The sequence below is a fragment of the Paractinoplanes bogorensis genome, assembly GCF_018829635.1.
Lineage (GTDB): Bacteria > Actinomycetota > Actinomycetes > Mycobacteriales > Micromonosporaceae > Actinoplanes > Actinoplanes bogorensis.
Window position 1 is genome coordinate 142,162 of the sequence record NZ_JAHKKG010000010.1, and the last position, 17,224, is coordinate 159,385.

A 17,224-nucleotide genomic window follows, 5' to 3' on the forward strand; every position below is an offset into this window, starting at 1 on the left:
GCACGGCCAGGAATTGAGGAGTCGCCATGCGAGCGTTCGGGGGAAAACGGCCGGTGGTCGTGCTGTCCGGGTTCCCCCGTCCGCGCGGCTTCCTGGTCCACGATCTGCTCGGGGCGCCCGGGCCGCGTCCCGGGGTGCCGCTCGAGCAGCTGGACGTGCCCTGGACCAACGAGCTCGAACCGTCCCCGTCGACGATGTTCCACGATCCCAAGGACCGCACGGCCGACTACTTCCTGCCCGAGTACCGGCTGGCCGAGCGGCAGGTCGCCGGTGAAGTCCGGTACGAGATGGCGCTGCGCCCGGACGGTCCGGCCTGGCTGCTCAGCGTCGCGCTGCAGGCCCGCCGCCCGGCGTCCGCCCCCGAGACGTCACGGCCGTTGCCCCACCAGCCCGGCGTACGCCTGATCCACAGCCGGGCGGTGGACGGGGGCGGGACCGTCGACGAGGCACTCGACCTGACCGTGCGCACCACCGAGGACGGCTGCGTGGCCGTCGCCCCGATCGCCACCCTGGCCCTGCGCGATGCCGTGTTCCACGCCCTGACCAAGGCCGACAGCCGGCCTCGTCTGGTGGTGCAGAGATCCTTCGAGGCCGCCGTCCGGCTCGACCTGCCGCCGCCGGCACGCGAGGTCATCGACCTGCTCTCGCTGTCGCCTCGCGCGACCTGGAACGGCGCGCAGCTCACCGACCCCGGCGGCAACACCATCGACGGAGCCGACCTGCCGTTCAACGGCAACGACGGTGACGACCGTGGCTTCGTCATCCTGACCGACGGCATGCCGATGGAGGACGGCACCCGGCGACGGGCGCTGCGCATGCACCCCAAATGGGTCACCAACGGCACGATCAAGGGCTGGCACCCGGACGTGCCGCTGCCGCCCGGTGCCGTGTTCGAGGCCGAGGTCGGATTTGTCAACGGCGCCGTGCACACCGACGGGGTCGACTTCATCGTCTTCGAGCATCACACGCTGCCCGGCGGCGGCCGCACCTGGAACGAGCTGCTACGCCACCACAAGGGCTACACCCGGGCGCTCGATCCGATCCGGATCGACCTGAGCGGACTGGCCGGCACGGCCGTGGGCATCGAACTGCGGGTCGACGCGGGGCCCAGCTCGGCCCAGGACTGGGCGGCCTGGGTCGGCCCGCGCATCGTCGGCGCCGAGCCCGGAGCGGAGCCCGACCGGTATCTGGCCGGGCGCCACGACCTGCCCCAGCCCAATGTCTTCCCGGTGCCGTTCTTCGACCCGCAGCTGCACCCCGGCATCTTCACCGGCATCGGCGGCATCGGCGATCCCCCGCCGCTGACCCGGCACACGGTCGTCTTCCGCGGCACCCCGCACCACTACTACGAGCAGAGCGATACGCCCGGTCGCTTCCTCTATCTGCCCGACGCGTTCAAGCTCGGGCGCCGGGCCACGGCGCCGTTCACGCCCTCGCTGCTGGTGAGCTTCACCGCGCCCGACGGCCTGGTCGAGAACGTGCAGGCCGAGCTGTCCTATGTGGCCTATCCGGTGGTCGACCCGGACCGGCTCGACGCGGCCGTGGCGGAGCTGCGGGCGCAGGTGCCGTTACTGCCGGCCGACGCCGAGGTGCGCTTCGACTGCCTGCGGGCCGACCCGGCTCGTCTCACCCTCCGCCTGGCCCTGCCCCGTCCCGGTGGCGGGGTGGTGCGCGAGGTGCGGCCCGGGGCCGTGGTCGCGCTCGATCGCGAGATCAACGACACCGTGACGCTCGACCGTACCGGCTTCCAGTCCGTCTTCAACGCGCTGATGGGCGCCGGCACCTCGGCCCTGTTCGCGGGCGAGGTGCTGGTCGCCGTGGACCCTCAGGAGAGCCTCGTGGTGCCGCTCGTGGCGCGCATCGGCGACCTGGCCGGGGCGCTGTTCGAACAGACCCAGGAGGCCGCCGGGCCGGGCCGGGTGCGGGTCGTCCTGACCAACCGGACCGAGAGTCCCGTACGCGTCCCGGCCCTTCCCGTCCGGCTCACCGCCCCCGGCTTCGACGTCGCGGCGGTCGTGAGCGAGGTGAGTCTGGACGGCGCCGGGGCAGAGTGGCCGGTCGAGGTCCCGCCCGAGTCGGCGCTCGCCTTCGTCGCGGCCGCCGAGGGCGCGACTCCCCCGGCCGGGCCGCTCACCGCGACCTACGACCTCGACCAGGTGACGACCCGGCCCGACCGGCTGAAGGTGTTCGACGCCGTGATCGACCGGGCCGTCCCGCCCCCGCTGCGGCACGCACTGCGGGTGACCGTCTTCCGCGACGTCTTCGACGTTCACGCCGACCTGCGCCGCATCGTCGTCGACTTCTCGGCCGGCGAGTCGGTGGAGTTCGCCCGGACCGACTTCCCGGCCGGGATCAGCGAGTCGACCCGCACGGCCACCCTGCCGGTGCCCCTGCGCGCCGTCATCGACCAGGGCGACAGCATCGGCGACTACCGTTACCGGGTCCGCGCCGTCGACAAGCTGGGCACCGTCCGGACATCCGGCTGGCTGGTCGTGACGTCGCCGCTCTTCCCCGACCTCGCCTCGATCGACGGACCGACGCCGTGACCGCCCGGCCCGACGCCGGTCACCCGGTCCACGGCGACGGTGTGACGCTCTATCCGCCGGCCGGCGGTGTCGGGGCGTACACCGCCGTGCCCGACCGGCTGGCCCTCGAGCCGACCGCCGACGGGCGGCCCGACCTGACCCTCGAGGTGGTCCGCAGCGTCGGCGCCGGGCTGATCCTGCACTACGGCGTGCTCGGCTTCCGGGTCTCGGCGGGCGCCGATCTCGACCGGGCCGCAGCCGGCGCCGCCGGGCCGGTCCGCCCCGCGGCCTGGACCGACGGGGCGATCCGGTTCGCCGTGCCGGGCCGGCTGGTGTCGCCCGGACAGGCGCTGACCGGCGACGGGCGAGGTGGCCTGCGCTGCACCCAGTGGATCGGTGCGGACGCCGCCGGTCTGCTCGACGGCATGCTGACGGCCGGGGTCCTGGCGCTCGACGTCCGGGCCGAGCTCGAGATGACGGCCGTGCCACCGCGGGTGCCGGCGACGGTCCGCTTCGTGCCGGCGCGCCTGCTGGCGGCCCTCGGCCCGGGACCGCACCCGTGGGCCGGGCTGGGCGCGGGTCTGATGACGGTGGACGGCGACCCGGGCGATGGGGACGACTTCGACCTCGCGGTGGCCGCTCGCCTGCGGGCCACGTACGGGTCGTTCGCCGTCGACCCGGACGCGTTCGGCCGGTCCAGCCTGACCCTGCGTCCGCCCGGCGCCGGGGACGAGGCCGAGGTGGAGTGGGATCTGCGGGCCGAGATCGCCGCGCCGTTCCCGGTCGTGCTGGCCCTCGACGCCGGCGCGGCGCTGGACGAGCCGCTCCGCACGTTCGGCCCCGACGCGTTCCGGCGCTTCGTCGACGTGCCGCCGGTGCCGACCGGGTTCCGTCCGGTCTCGGTCGTCGGCAACCTGCCCGGCCCGCGCGACGGCGCCGTGCTCGGCGTACGTCTGCGCAAGCCGCCCGGGCCCGGCCGTCCGGCCGCCATCGACGAGTTCGTCCCGCTGTCGGCGCCGGACGACCGCGGCCGCGTGCTGCTGCGTCTGTCGCCCACCGAGTCGCCCGAGGTCGAGGTCAGCACCGTCGTCCACCTGCGCGACCGGCCCGGCGCCGCGATCGAGGGCCCGGCCCGGACCACCGCCGCCCCGGCCGTGCTGGTCGGCCCGGCCGACTTCGGGGTCCGGTTCCGGAGCGTGGCGGCCGAGCCCGCGTTGCTCGACCTGGCCGTGCTCACCGTGACGCTGGCGTGGGAGGACCCGGACGGGCCGGGATCGTGGTCGGCCGAACTCGATCCCGCCCGCCCCGGTCGCACCCTCGTGCTGCCGATCGGGGCCACCGTCGCCCGGGCCGTCGTGACCGCTACCGGCCCCGACGGGCGTACGGCCCGGATCGACCTGCCCGAACCGGGCCCGATCGCACGCTTCCACTTCCCGTTCCACGGCGCCAACGCGGTGCCGGTGCGCTGCCTGGTCCCGGCCGGGGTCTCGCTGATCGCCGCCGAGTTCCAGCCCGAGGGGTCCACCGGCACGACCCGGCTCACCTTCACGGCCGACCGCCCCGAGGCGATCTTCCGCTGGTTCAACGGCTCGGTCTTCGCCACCGGCTACCGCTTCCGGGTGCTCGACCGGACCGGCGCACCCGGGCCCTGGTCGTCGATCCGTCCGCCGGGCGAGCCGGTCGAGATCGACGTCCTCGAGGTCTCCGGGGTGCGCTTCCACCTCGATCCCGGCAACCCCGCCCGGGTCTGGTGGGAACCCGGACCACCGGACGCCGTCCGTACCCGCGGCAAGCCCCAGATCTTCCTCACCGAACTGCCCGGCCGGGTCGCGGTGCAGGTGGCCGCGTGCCTGCCGCCGACCGCGGACGAGCTCGAACAGCTGCGTCCGGCCGTGGCCGCCCGGCTCGGCCTGGCCGGCCCCGGCCTGCTGCAGCTCGCCCCGCCGCCGGGCCGGGCCGGGCCGGCCGAGTTGCGGCTGCCCGCCGACGACCAGGTCCTCGCGTCGGCGCCGCCGTCGTCCACGCCCCCGTACAAGGTGCTGCTCGCGGCGACCGTGGACGGCAAGGCGGCCGACCGGGTGCGGGCCGCGATCGCCGGGGAACGCGGGCAGCTCGAGGTGACCTGCCATTTCGCGTACGAGCGCGAGACCACGGTCACGGCGACGTGCGCGGGGGACGTCGCCGGGGTGGTGGCCACGCCCGTCGAGGACGCCGAGGCCGAGGTGCGCCGGCTGATCGACGCCGGCGTGCTGACCCTGACCTGCACCGCCGCACCCCTGGCGGCACCGCCCGAGGTGGTCGTCCACAACACCGACCGGGTCGTGACCGCGGCCGCGGCCGCGTTGCGCGAGGTGGCCGCCGCGCCGAGACGGATCAGCGCCGTCGTGACCGAGGTCGTCCCGGTGACCCTCGGCGTCGACCTGCACGCCGACGTCGCCGGCTGGACAACGCCCACACCCTGACAGGAGACCCTCGTGCTCGAGTCCTTCCGTACCCAGGTGATGCACAACGCGACCGTGTTCGGCGACGACGAACCCGACCTGTGGCACGTCTTCCACCTGCGGCCCAACGAGCCGACGTGGCGGGTCGACGACCGTGGCATCCCCCGGGTGCGCTTCTTCTTCTATCGCACCCGGGTCGACCGGCCGGACGGCTTCAAGGGCGGATATCTGGTCTGCGACACCGAGTTCTATGTGCCCGACGACAAACGAGCGCTGATCACGGCGGCCCTGCAGACCCAGGTCGATGCGATCGCGCAGACCCGCGGTGTGCCGTCCCGGCCGGTGCAGTTGCGGGACATCGCGTTGACCGACGCCACCTGCCAGGCCAATCTGATCGGCGCGGACAACACCTTCTTCGAGCGGATCACCAACCCGGGCCGCCCGTCGCGGTTCGGCCGGCGGGTCTCGTCCTGGAGCTTCGAGATCAGCGAGCACGGCGCCGCGGTGGTCAACGCCGCCCTGCGCGGCGACGGCGCGAGCCTGTTCCAGATCGTCTACAACGTGCGCTGGTTCGGCGCGCTGCCACCGCTGACCGTCACGGCGTCGTTCGACGCGGCCAAGTTCTACACGTTCACCGAGGACATCGACGCCGAGTGGCACTTCTGGGCCGAGGACAAGTACCGCCGCAGCGTCAGTTCCCGGCTCGAACAATCGGAGAGCACGAAGATCGTCATCCACCGCGAGGGTCTCCCGCGCAACGACGAGAACGACAAGGCGGTCGAAAAGGTCAAGGAGTGGGCGCAGAAGAGTCTCGAGGACACCATCGGCCGGCGCATGGTGCTGCAGATGGCTCCGCCGTCCGACGGCGATCGCAAGCCCCCGGACGGCATCGAGGACTCGCACCTCGACTTCCATCAGAGCCAGGTCGACTCGTTCACGATCAACTACACCGAGAAGGCGACCGTCGAGGAGCTGGACACGGTGCCCAGCACTCTGCCCGCGCTCAGCGCCCTGGTCGACGCGAACGGCCAGGCCATCGATCCGGACAAGTTCATCGATCTGATCGACGCCAACCACGAGTTCTTCCGGACCGTCCGGGTCAACGTGCAGATGGGCACCGATTTCTCGGACCTGCCGGTGCACTCGGTCGAGGCGCGGCTCGACTACGCCGGCGAGCCGATGCTGCTGATCGACTCGGACGGACCGGCCGGCGACATCGACGGCGAGTACCGGTTCACCGGCACCGACGAGGTGGCCCGGTTCATCGCCCCGCTCGCTCCCGGCGTGAAGACCTACGACTTCAGCTACAAGGTCAACTATCGCGGGGGCGGTGTACCGTTCGAGACCCGGCCGACCCCGATGCCGTTGTCCGACGCCATCCAGACCATCGAGGTCTCCGACGCCGGCATCCTCGACATCGCCGTGATCGCCGGCGACATCGACTTCACCCAGGTGGCGAGCGTCCGGGTGACCCTGCGCTACGCCGACCCGGCGGCCGGCGTGGCCGCCTTCGAGAACGCGTTCGAGATCGACCGCGAGCACCGCTTGCACCGGTGGCAGCGGGTGATCTCGGCGACCCGCAACCAGCCCTACTTCTACCGGGTGAAGTTCACCCTGGCCGACGGCCGCGAATTCGTCACCAAGGAGAAGGACGGCACGACCGACGAGCTCTACATCGACGACGTTTTCGTCAACCGCCGGGTCAGCGTGCGGGCGCGCGGCGACCTGACCCACGACGTCGACCAGATCCACCTCGACCTGACCTACCGCGACGAGGCCGACGACTACGTCGTCACCCGCTCGGTGGCGCTCAACGCCGGCAACCCGTTCTTCGACTGGATCTTCCCGGTGATCACCGGGGCCGACGGGGTCCTGAGCTACACCGGCCTGATCGTCTTCCGCAGCGGGCGCGAGGAGGAGATCGCCGATCCCCGGGTCGCCGTGTCGACGATCACCGTGGGCCCGCCGCCGCCCGGCGAGCTCGAGGTCGAGGTGATCCCCGACTGGCTCGACTTCCCCCTGCTGCGACTGGTGACGGTCGAGCTGAAGTACGACGACGACGACAACGGCATCCACCAGCACAAGACCTTCGTGTTCCGCGGCAACAGCGCCTCGCAGACGTTCCACACCGAGATCAGGAACGAGAGCCGGCGCGAGTACACCTGGACCGCGGACTACTTCTTCACCGGCGGCGGCCGGAAGACGGTCGGCCCCAAGACCGACGAGACCCGTACCGCCCTCGTCCTCGAGATGCCCTGAGGTGGTTCCGTGTTGTCACTCGCCCCACCCCTGTACGTCATCAACGGCGTGTCGCTCATGCGCGACAGCGAGGACGAGGAGCAGTACTACTACGCCCCCATCGAGCCCCGGCTGGCGTTGCGGCGCAACCCGCTGACCGGGGCCGAGGTGCCGGTCCTGAAGTTGTTCAAGTTCACCTCGCCCGACGGGGACCGGGCCGGGATCCTGGTCTTCGACACCACCCTCGGCCTGCGCCCGGACGAGCAGGCCGACATCGTGGCCGAGCTCGAGAGCCTCGCCGGTCTGCGCCGCCCGCCCCGGCTGTCACCGCTGCCGTTGACCGGCGGGACGGTACGCCTGATCATGCTCGGCCGGGAGCCCGGTGTGCCCTCGGCCCAACCGGTCACGCCGGCGACCACGGCCGACGACTTCGTGGCGGCCGTCAGCCATTCCGTGTCGCCCGCTCTCTACGGCGACAACCGGGCGATCTTCTCGGTGGCGCTGAAGCCGGACGGGGTGGCGATCGTCGAGGCGGCCATGCGCGGCGACATCATGCCCCTCGGCGTCATCTACGACCTCGAGTTCCTGGCGCTGCGCCCGGCCTTCCGGTTCACCATCGACGCCGACTGGGAGCGGGTGCAGGACCACTTCGAGCAGACCGTCGGCTCCAGCTCGATGCTGCACGAGGTCAAGGTGTCGGAGATCGTCGACAGCCTGGTCGAGGCCCAGGTCATCAAGATCGACGTGGCCACGTTCGTGCCCGACGACGAGGACGACGCCGCCGTCATCGACCAGCGCGACGAGCTTCTCGACGAGCTCAAGGGCATGATCCTGGAGAAGTTCTTCGTGCCCTCGCTCGACCCGATCACCCAGAAGACCGACGGATGGGACCAGACCGCACACGGCATCAGTTCGCTGCGCAAGGCGTTCCACTCCGGCGGCGCCGACGGGCTGTTCACCTTCCGGCGGCAGAAGGTCGAACGGACCGACGAGCGCACGTTCAAGGCCGACGTCACCTCGAGCACCACCATCCGGCGGTCCATCCACCCGCAGGCCCACCTGCAGGGCCTGTCCGGGCTGGTCGGGGTGCTCGGCCTCGACATCGACGACTTCATCGAGGCGGTGACGCCCGATCCGTTCTTCGAGAAGCGGACCGTCGAGGTGTCCGCGCTGGCCGACTTCGCGGCCGACGGGATCTCGCGGATCACCGTCCGGGTTCGCTACGGCAGCGAGCAGCACGACGTCGCGCTCACCGCCACCGGGCAGACCGGGACCGTGGTGTTCGACAGCATCGTCGAGCGGGGTGTCGTCCGCCGTGCGGTGGAGGTCGACTTCACGGTCAGCTTCACCGGCGCCGACACCAGCGAGCGCCCGGCCCAGCTGCAGTCGGCGCCCCGCACCTACACCACCGACCACGTCGAGGTGATCGCCCGCGACCTCTACACGGTGACGCCCATCCCGATCCGGTTCCTGCCGGCCGGCCTGCTGACCGAGTTCCCGCAGATCGAGGTGCAGCTGCGGTACGCCGACAAGACGCACGCGATCGCCCAGGACGACGTGGTGCGGCTCGACGAGCAGGCGCCGGCCGCCACCTGGCGCCAGTTCCAGATGGATCCGGAGCTGACCGGCTTCGACTACCGCATCCGTTACCACGGCGGCGGCCTCAGCGACCGGCAGACCGACTGGCGGCGCGCCGACAGCGAGGAGGTCGTGGTGCGGCATCCGGCGGCCAACCGGGTGCCGGTGACCGTGGTCGCACCCGGGGTCTTCGACGGGCTGCGCTTCGTCTTCGTCGATCTGTTCTACCGCGACCCGGACACCGCCCTCGTCACCGAGTACAACGTGCAGTTCGACAAGGACAACCGGGGTCTGCGGCAGGTGGCGGTCGAGACCGCCGCCAACCATCCGTTCCTGCTGTCCTACCGGGTGACGCTGTTGCGCGAGGACGGCGACCTGATCGAGATCCCGGAGTCGATGACCCGCCAGCGCCGGGTGATCGTGCAGCTCGAGCCGACCGCCCACCGCGTCGTCGAGGTGCGGCCCGACGGCACGCCGTTCGCCGCGACGGAGCTGCGCGAGCTGATCGCCGACCTGAGTTACGAGGGCGGCGACGGCAAGTTCCACCGGCTCTTCGCCTTCCCGGCCCACGACGCCCCGGCCGAGTTCTTCGAGTACGACTTCCCGGACGGCGAGACCGGCGAGTACCAGATCGTCGTCGAGCGCCGGTTCCAGAACGGCCTGTCGGTGCGGTCGGCCCCGGTGCGCACCGACCGCCGCCAGTTCATCGTCCCCGCGCAGTCCTGACGGAGGGTCTCATGTTGCTTCTCGGCAGTGCCGGCACGGTGACCGTGGACGGGATCACCTGCTTCCCCGACGACGCCGACCCCACCCGCTACTGGTATCTGCCGGGGCCCGTGCAACTCGCCCGCGACCGGCGGGGGAAGCCCCGGATCGAGCTCATCCAGTACGTCGGCGCGGCCGGGAACGCCCTCGAGGCCGGCGGGTTCCTCATGCTCGAGGTCGACCTGCGGCTGGAGAAGGAGGTCGAGCGCCGCATCCGGACCAGGTTGCGGGCGATCGCCGGCGGACCGGTCGAGCTGACCCCGGTGCAGTTCGACGAGGGCACCGTACGCTGCATGGCCCTCGATCTGGAGGGCCCGGGCGGCACGGCGACGGTGGCCGCCGACGGCACCTTCCGCGTGGTCGAGCGGATCAGCGGCGCCACCACGCCGTCGCTCGGCGGCACCAACAACGCGATCTTCACGCTGAAGCTCAGCAAGGCGGGCGCGACGATCGTCCGGGAGAGCCTCGAGGGCGGCAGCGTGCCGGTCGGTGTGCTCTACGACCTGACGTACACCGGCCTGCGCCCGGCCCTCGACGTAACCATCACGGCCGACATGTCGCGAGTCTTCACCCAGTTCAGCGCCAGCCTGGAGGCGCAGATCTACTACGTGCGGGCCGGCCTCGACGCCGGGTTCGAGAAACTCGTGCAGGACGGCGCGATCAAGATCGTGGTGAAGAACTTCTCGACCGCGCAGGACCGCGCCGAGAAGGAGAAGTGGGCGCTCGACTTCTTCAAGGAGAACCTGCTCGCCAAGTACTTCGAACCCGTGCTCACGCCGGGCAAACTGGCCGGCACCCCGGCGAGTGCGGCCGGGCTCAACGACGTCGTCGCGCTCGGCCAGAAGCTGCGTCCGGCCCCGACCACGCCGCCGGCCAAACCCGAGGCCGGCGGTCCCACCCCGCCCGCGCCGGCCAAACCGCCCAGCTCCAAGGCCCAGCCCGGCGACCCCGACCACGACACCGGCTCGAAGCAGTCCCCGGCCCTGACCGTTCCGCCCGAGACACCGGCCGCGCCCGACCTGCCGCCGAGCGCGGGTACCGGGGTCGGCGGGGCCAGCCCGCAGGCGCCGGCCGCACCCACCACCGGAATCGGCTTCGACCCGTCGGCCATCGCCGGGCGCGGCAACGACCTGGGGGCCTCGATCTCGCCGGTCAGCTTCAAGCTCAAGTTCGTACGTCAGGAGGAGAAACGCACGCTGACCCTGGAGTACCACCGGTCCGAGGCGGTGCAGATGCCGTACAACGCGCAGGGTTTCCTCGACGTCCTCACCGCCGACCTCGACCGGGGTGGCCTGGTGCGGCGGGTCGACCTGGACGACGCCTTCTTCCGCGACTTCGACGTCGAGGCGATCAGGCAGATCGACTTCGCCCGCATCGGCCTCAACTCGGTGCAGGTCGTCCTCGACTACGGCGACCCGAGCGATCCGGCCCATCACAAGCACACCGACTTCCTCTTCACCAAGGCCGAGCCGGCGCCGACCGTCAAGGCGTGGAAGGTGCCGATGGCGACCATCCAGGCCACCTCCTACCGGCGCCAGGTCGAGTACAACTTCGACCCGCAGAGCGGCTGGGAGGGCGACCGGTTCGAGGTGGACATCCCGGCCGAGCTGACCGACGACCGGCGGTACGAGATCAACCCGTACGAACACCTGAATTTCTCCGAGATCGAGGTGCGCCCCGATCCGCTGCTCGACTGGGGGGCCGTGGACGAGGTCACCGCCACGATCACCCTGGAGGGTGCGGGCGGGCCGGGCCCGAGCCGCGTTTTCCGCTTCACCGAGGGGGATCCGGCCCGCACGTGGCGCGTCCGGACACCGGTTCGCCGCGACGCCGACGGCCGCCGGATCACCCAGCGCTACGAGACCGAGCTGCGTTACCGCCTGCCCGGGGGCGGCGAGAAGGTGCTGCGCAGCCCGGGACCGATCGCCGGCGAGGTGGTCAACGTGGCTGATCCGTACGCCGGCCGGCTCGTGCTCGAGGTGCGGCCCCTGCTCGCCCCGGCGGTCCAGATGGCGATCCTCGACATCGACTACCAGGACGCCGCCAACCACTACCAGCGCCAGGTCTCGCTCGAGTTCACGCCCGAGTCGGGCCGCCAGACCCGCCTGCACCGCATCGCGGTGCCCGACCCGGCCCGGCGGACCTTCCGCTACACGATCACCACGATCACCGCGGACGGGCCGCGCACGCAGGACCCCGAGGAGACCACCAACCCCCGCATCTTCGTGCGCTGAGACGGAGACGACGATGACGAGACGAGCCCTTGTGGTCGGCATCAACGACTACTCGAGACAGCGGCAGCGCAGCGCCGCCCTGGGCCTGAGCTTCCCCGTTCTGACCGGCTGTGTGACCGACGCCAAGGACATGTACGCCCTGCTGACCACCGCCTTCGGCTTCGAGGAGGTGCATCTGCTGCTCGACCAGCAGGCCGGCCGCGATCGCATCCTGGGCACGTTGCGGGCGATGATCGACGCCTCGGCGCCCGGCGACGTCGTCTGCTTCTACTACTCGGGGCACGGCGGCATCCTCCCGGCCACGAAGGACGCGACGAACACCCGCTACTACGAGGCGATCATCCCGGCCACCGGTGACTGGATCTTCGACCGCCGCCTCGAACAGATGGCCGAGCGGCTGCGACCGGGCGAGGTCAACTTCACCCTCATCATGGACAGCTGCCACTCCGGCGGGCTGCACCGGGCCGACGCCGAGGCCCAGGCCGTGCCGCGCAGCGTGCCGATGGACGCCGACGTGCTCGCGGTCATCGAGCACATCCAGACGCTCATCCCGTGCGGCGCCTGCCTGCCGCCCGGGGCGACCGCGATGGACGGCAACGTCAGCTCACCCGTGCTCGGTGACCGCGGGTTCACCGACCTCGACACCGACCGGGACAAGACGCTCGTCGGATCGGCCAAGGCGACCCTGCTGTCGGCCTGCCAGTACTGGCAGACGGCGCTGGAGGCGGGCGGGCACGGGCTCTTCACCTCGGCGATCCTCGAGATGGTCGACCGGTCCGGGTTCGACGAGTCCTACTCCGACGTGCTCGACACGTTGCGAGCCGGGGTGCAGGCCGCGGCGTCGAAATTCGGCCACGTGCAGGAACCGCAGCTCTACGGCCAGCTGGGCCGGATGGACGAGGGCTTCCTCCAGCCCTGGAACGCGTCGAGGTGAACCGATGACGAAACGTGCTGTCGTGGTGGGCATCAACGACTACTCGATCCAGGATCCGACCCTGGAATCCGACCTGAGCTGGAGCGTGGCCGACGCGGCGGCGTTCTATCACACGCTGATCGACGCGTTCGGGCTGCGCCCGGAGGACATCTACTACTACGCCGACCGCCAGGCGACCCGGGCCACCATCCTGCGCGCGCTCTCGTACATCACCAGCATCGCCGAGCCCGGCGACGTCGCTGTCTTCTACTACTCCGGGCACGGGGCCCGGGTGCGCGCCGACTCGGGGCACCGCGACGTCGACTCCTACTACGAGGCGCTCGTGCCGGCGTCCGGCGACTATCTGACCGACTGGGACTTCGCGCGCATCGCGGACGGGCTGCACCCCGAGGTCTGCAACTTCACGCTGGTGATCGACGCCTGCCACTCGGGCGGTCTGCACGACACCGACAACACGGTGACCAAGGTGCGCAGCCTGCGCTACGCCGACGAGTTGCGCGACCTGATCTGCGCGCGGCTGCGCACGCTCATCCCGTGCGGCATCTGCCTGCCCACCGACCGGCACGCCGAGCTCGCGGGCAACGTGTCGGGCGTGCGGCCGCGCGACGACGGCACGATCGACCTCGACGAGGACCTCGACCGGGTGCTGGTCCGCTCGTCCCGGTCGACGCTGCTGTCCGGTTGCCGCTACGACGAGTCGACCTGGGAGAGCTCGGCCATCGGGCACGGCCTGCTGACCCAGGCACTGCTCGAGACGTTCAACCGGTCGGTGGTCACCCCGCCGTCGTATCGCGAGGTGCAGGCCGGGCTGCGCACCTCGGTGCAGCAGCTGATGACCAAGCACATCCGGCCCGGCCACCCGGACGCCACCCAGACACCCCAGCTGCGCGGCCAGGACAACCGCATGGACGAGGGCTTCCTGGACGGCTGGACCTTCACCCCCGGCCCGTGACCGCCGCCCCGCTGCTGGATGCCGTCGCCCGGCTCGCCGACGTCGCCCCGGCCGCGGCGGCCCGGGCCCGCCCGGTGATGGCCGAGGTGCTGGCCGCCGTGTGCCGCACCGCGATGCCCGAGGCGGCCGGGTGCTTCAGCCGGCTGACCCCGGACGGATATCCGGCCGAGCTGAGCTTCGTCACCGGGCAGCCCGGGTCGGTGCGCTGGACCGCCGAGGTGGCCGGCCCCGAGACACCCGGACAGGACCGGCTGCGCATCGCCGGCGACCTGCTCGACCGCCTCGGCCACCGGCTGCCGGATCCGGCCGCCGCCGCGCTGTCCGGCGTCCAGAAGGGGCAGTCCCTGCGCTGGGGGGCCTGGGTCGGTCTGCGGCACGGCGAGAACGGCGACCGGGCCAAGATCTACGTCGAGGTTCCCCCGCTCGCGCCGGACGCCGAAGCGGCGCTCGGCCGTGCCCTGACCGGCGCGCCCGTTCCCCGGCCGCCGGGTGCGGAGCGACTGCGGATGGCCGGCTACGAGCCGTCGACCGGCCGGGCCGAGTTCTACTGGCGGCTCGGCCCGCTCGACTTTCCCCGGCTCGCCGGGATCCTGCGCCTCGGCCGGGCCGGCGCGTCGCTGCCGCGGATGACGGCGGTGCTGCGGCTGCTGGCCGGGGAACCGGCCGGCGGACCGGCCCGGCCGCTGCCCACCGCCCGTTTCGGTGGCAGCGTCGCCCGGCGGGCCGGTGCCGATCGCACCGAGGTCGCCGTCTTCGCCGCGGCCGCCGACCTGGCCGGCCACGACGGCCGGGTGCGGTGCCGGGTGGACGCCGCGCTGGCTCACCTCGGCGCCGCTCTGCCGGGCTATCACCGACTCGCACCCGGCCCCGCCGACCCGCCCGGCCGGCATGCTCCGCGCCATGTGATGCTCGGTCTCGCCCCGGCCGGGGCGCATCTCGCGCTCTCCGTCTCGCTGCGTCCGGCGCCGGCCACCGTCGTTACACATCCGTTACCCGATCATGAGAACTGAGTCGTCCGGGATGGCATCGCACCAGATACACAGTCAAGCGATACCTGAACGGGGAACCTCAGATGCTCAAGCACCTCCTGGTCGTCACCGGCGCCGCTCTCGTGCTCACCGGATGCTCGGCCGGCGTGGAACGGGTCGGCGGCGAAGCGGCTCCGGCCGTCGCACCCAGTCCGTCGGCGACCATCGCCGCCCCCTCGCCGACGCCCTCGGCCTCGGCCGAGCCGACCACCGCGCCCACGACGCGCCCGCCAGCGTCCCCGGCCGGGCCCTGCCCGGTGACCAACAAGACGCTGCAGAAGGCTCTGGCCGCACACCCCGATGACGGCGTGTTCCCCGACTCCACGTTCACCAAGATCGTCTGCTTCGAGGGCTACGCGGCCACCACGGTGCCCGAACGCTCGAACTCCGACGAGTCGTACGTGGTGTGGAAGCACGCCTCCGGCTCCTGGACGGTGCTCAGCAGCGGTACGGCCGACATCTGCCCGGGCGTTCCGGCCGACGTCATCAAGCACTTCCGCAGCGCCCGCTACGGCGCCTGCGGCTGATGGTCAGCGGGAGCCGGCGGCCACCAGCTTCGCGGTGATCGGTTCGAGCTCGGCGATCAGCTCGTCGAGCTCGGCCGCGGTCAGCGCTTCGTAGGGCGGGGCGGCCAGCTCGTCGGTCAGGTCCTCGATGCTCTGCCGGAGTTCGCGGCCGGCGTCGGTGAAGCGGCCGTCGGCGTCGATCAGCCCGCGGTCGCGCAGGCCGGTCATGACCTCGGCCAGGCGCTTCTTCGGCAGGTGGTGGATGCGGCCGAACGACTCGGCCGGGTAGATGCCGTGGGCCAGCGCGCTGATCACGTGCGCCTCGGTGCCGCCGATGCCCGCGCCGACCAGGGCGGCGATGTGCCCGTCGCCGCGGTGCTCGCGCAGCATGGTCGCCGAGTGCCAGAGCCGGGCCACCGGGTCGCTCGGGATGTCGAGGGTGCGCATGCCGGCGTACATCATCCGGCCGTTGGTGGGTGCGCTCGTCGCGGCCTTGGTGAGCAGGTCGGCGGCGCGGGTCAGTCCGGGCGGGTCGCCGACGATCCGCCGTACGGAAGCCGCACTCCCCCGCAGCCGGGCGGCGATCGATTCCTCGGGCGGGATCGTCGCCCACGCGCTCGGGATGTGCCGGGCCGCCTCGCCCTCGGCGAAGCTGTAGAACGCGGCGTGCACCACCTCGGCGGGCACCCGCCCGAGCGGCGCGGCCCGGCTGGCGAAGTAGCCGTCCCAGTAGGTGCGGTGGCCGAGCGCGGCCAGTTCCTCGTTGCATTCGTCGGCGAAGAAGGTGACGAGGCAGATGGGCTCGATCAGTTCGAACATGCGGCGGGTGTCCATGCCCTCTCCACGATCGGGAGAGGGCGGATCCGACAGGTCCGTCAGCGGCGGTAGATGGTGAGCTCGGACATGTTGCGGTAACTGATGTCGGCGAAGTTGATCGACTGGCCGGGGTTGCCCGCGCCGCCCGGGGCGCCGTCGTGCTCCCAGTTGGCGTGGTGGTAGTCCTGTCGGCCGATCACCTCGAAGAACTGCTGGAAATTGATGTCGCCCTCGCCCAGCGGCACCATGTTGTAGCCGTCGCCCGCCGACGGGGCCTTGTCGCCGTCCTTGGCGTGGAACAGCGGGAACCGTTCGGTGCGCGGCGCGACGGTGAGGATCGGGTCGAACAGGCTCTCGCGGGCGGCGCCGCGGGAGTCGGTGTACGTGTGGTGCTTGAACCGGGCCACGTACGCCCAATAGATGTCCATCTCGAAAAACACGTACTCCGGCTCGGTCTTCGTGAAGAAGTACTCGAGCTTGCGCTGCCCGGTCGACCGGGTGGGACGGCCGTTGGCGTCGAGCGGGCCGACGTCGAGCAGGAACCCGTACGCGGAGTCGTGGTTGTGCGTGTAGAGCTTGATCCCGCGCCCGCGGGCCGTGCGGCCGAGCTCGTTCCACAGGTCGGCCGCCGCGTCCCAGTCGCTCTTGTAGGAGCTGCCGCTCGGGTCGCCGCCGGTGCCGATGTGCTTCATGCCGAGCGTCCCGGCGATGTCGAGCTGCTCGTTGAAGGAGGCGGCGTTGATCGTGGTGTGGGTGCCGTTGGCGACCAGCCCGTTGTCGTCCAGGATCTTGCGGATCTCGGCGGGAGTGATCTGCCGGCCCAGGATCGAGGTGTTCTGGGTGTAGCCGGCGAACTCGACCTCCTTGTAGCCGATCTCGGCCAGCCGGGCCAGGACCCGCTCGAAGCCGTACGGCACCCCGGAGTCGTCCGGCGCGGCGGTGATCCGGTCGCGGACGCTGTAGAGGATGATGCCGCGGTTGCCGGCCGGGATCAGCGGTTCGACGCGGAGCGGGCCGTTGCCGCCGCCCGGCGCGGCCAGGGCCGGGGCGCCGGTGGCGAGGACGGGGATTCCGGCGGCGCCGATCGCGGCGGCCGCTCCGGCGGAGGCGGTGAGGATCTGACGGCGGGACACGGGGGATGTGAACATGCGAACTCCCACTGAGGACGTCGACTGAAATCGACGCTAACGTTCGCCACAGTCAAAAG

Annotated in this window: 11 protein-coding genes; 9 read left to right on the forward strand and 2 right to left on the reverse strand. The window is 71.6% G+C overall.

What is annotated here, in order from left to right; all coding sequences use genetic code 11:
- The first annotated feature begins 26 nt into the window (after positions 1-26).
- The 9 genes from KOI35_RS30770 to KOI35_RS30810 all read left to right on the forward strand — a co-directional run bounded on the left by KOI35_RS30770 (position 27) and on the right by KOI35_RS30810 (position 15,222).
- On the forward strand, positions 27-2,546 hold the full coding sequence (locus KOI35_RS30770; RefSeq protein WP_215792163.1) for an amino acid adenylation domain-containing protein: 2,520 nt from the start codon (positions 27-29) through the stop codon (positions 2,544-2,546).
- Positions 2,543-4,987, forward strand: a complete 2,445-nt coding sequence (locus KOI35_RS30775; protein WP_215792164.1) for a hypothetical protein — start codon at positions 2,543-2,545, stop codon at positions 4,985-4,987. Before KOI35_RS30770 ends, KOI35_RS30775 begins: the two co-directional genes overlap by 4 nt.
- Positions 4,988-4,999: 12 nt before the next feature.
- Positions 5,000-7,225: a hypothetical protein gene (locus tag KOI35_RS30780; protein WP_215792165.1), complete on the forward strand. Its 2,226-nt coding sequence runs from the start codon at positions 5,000-5,002 to the stop codon at positions 7,223-7,225.
- Between the two features lie 9 nt (positions 7,226-7,234).
- A complete protein-coding gene (locus KOI35_RS30785; protein WP_215792166.1) occupies positions 7,235-9,508 on the forward strand; it encodes a hypothetical protein in 2,274 nt (757 codons plus the stop codon).
- Positions 9,509-9,519: 11 nt separating this feature from the next.
- Positions 9,520-11,781, forward strand: a complete 2,262-nt coding sequence (locus KOI35_RS30790) for a hypothetical protein (RefSeq protein WP_215792167.1) — start codon at positions 9,520-9,522, stop codon at positions 11,779-11,781.
- Positions 11,782-11,794: 13 nt separating this feature from the next.
- Complete coding sequence (locus KOI35_RS30795; RefSeq protein WP_215792168.1) at positions 11,795-12,715, forward strand: caspase family protein; 921 nt, start codon at positions 11,795-11,797, stop codon at positions 12,713-12,715.
- A gap of 4 nt (positions 12,716-12,719) precedes the next feature.
- Positions 12,720-13,667: a caspase family protein gene (locus KOI35_RS30800; protein ID WP_215792169.1), complete on the forward strand. Its 948-nt coding sequence runs from the start codon at positions 12,720-12,722 to the stop codon at positions 13,665-13,667.
- Complete coding sequence (locus KOI35_RS30805; RefSeq protein WP_215792170.1) at positions 13,664-14,677, forward strand: hypothetical protein; 1,014 nt, start codon at positions 13,664-13,666, stop codon at positions 14,675-14,677. The genes KOI35_RS30800 and KOI35_RS30805 overlap by 4 nt, the downstream gene beginning before the upstream one ends.
- Before the next feature lie 62 nt (positions 14,678-14,739).
- A complete protein-coding gene (locus tag KOI35_RS30810; protein WP_215792171.1) occupies positions 14,740-15,222 on the forward strand; it encodes a hypothetical protein in 483 nt (160 codons plus the stop codon).
- Between the two features lie 3 nt (positions 15,223-15,225).
- Here KOI35_RS30810 and KOI35_RS30815 read toward each other — a convergent pair whose 3' ends face one another.
- Positions 15,226-16,035, reverse strand: coding sequence for an SCO6745 family protein (locus KOI35_RS30815; protein WP_246614053.1), 810 nt, complete (start codon positions 16,033-16,035; stop codon positions 15,226-15,228).
- 41 nt (positions 16,036-16,076) lie between these two features.
- Complete coding sequence (locus KOI35_RS30820; RefSeq protein ID WP_246614054.1) at positions 16,077-17,165, reverse strand: sugar phosphate isomerase/epimerase family protein; 1,089 nt, start codon at positions 17,163-17,165, stop codon at positions 16,077-16,079.
- Positions 17,166-17,224: the final 59 nt, after the last annotated feature.

Coding starts and splice junctions, on each gene's coding strand:
- KOI35_RS30770 (WP_215792163.1), top strand. CDS start 27: ATGCGAGCGTTCGGGGGAAAACGGCCGGTGGTCGTGCTGTCCGGGTTC.
- KOI35_RS30790 (WP_215792167.1), top strand. CDS start 9,520: ATGTTGCTTCTCGGCAGTGCCGGCACGGTGACCGTGGACGGGATCACC.
- KOI35_RS30795 (WP_215792168.1), top strand. CDS start 11,795: ATGACGAGACGAGCCCTTGTGGTCGGCATCAACGACTACTCGAGACAG.
- KOI35_RS30800 (WP_215792169.1), top strand. CDS start 12,720: ATGACGAAACGTGCTGTCGTGGTGGGCATCAACGACTACTCGATCCAG.
- KOI35_RS30810 (WP_215792171.1), top strand. CDS start 14,740: ATGCTCAAGCACCTCCTGGTCGTCACCGGCGCCGCTCTCGTGCTCACC.
- KOI35_RS30815 (WP_246614053.1), bottom strand. CDS start 16,035: ATGGACACCCGCCGCATGTTCGAACTGATCGAGCCCATCTGCCTCGTC.
- KOI35_RS30820 (WP_246614054.1), bottom strand. CDS start 17,165: ATGTTCACATCCCCCGTGTCCCGCCGTCAGATCCTCACCGCCTCCGCC.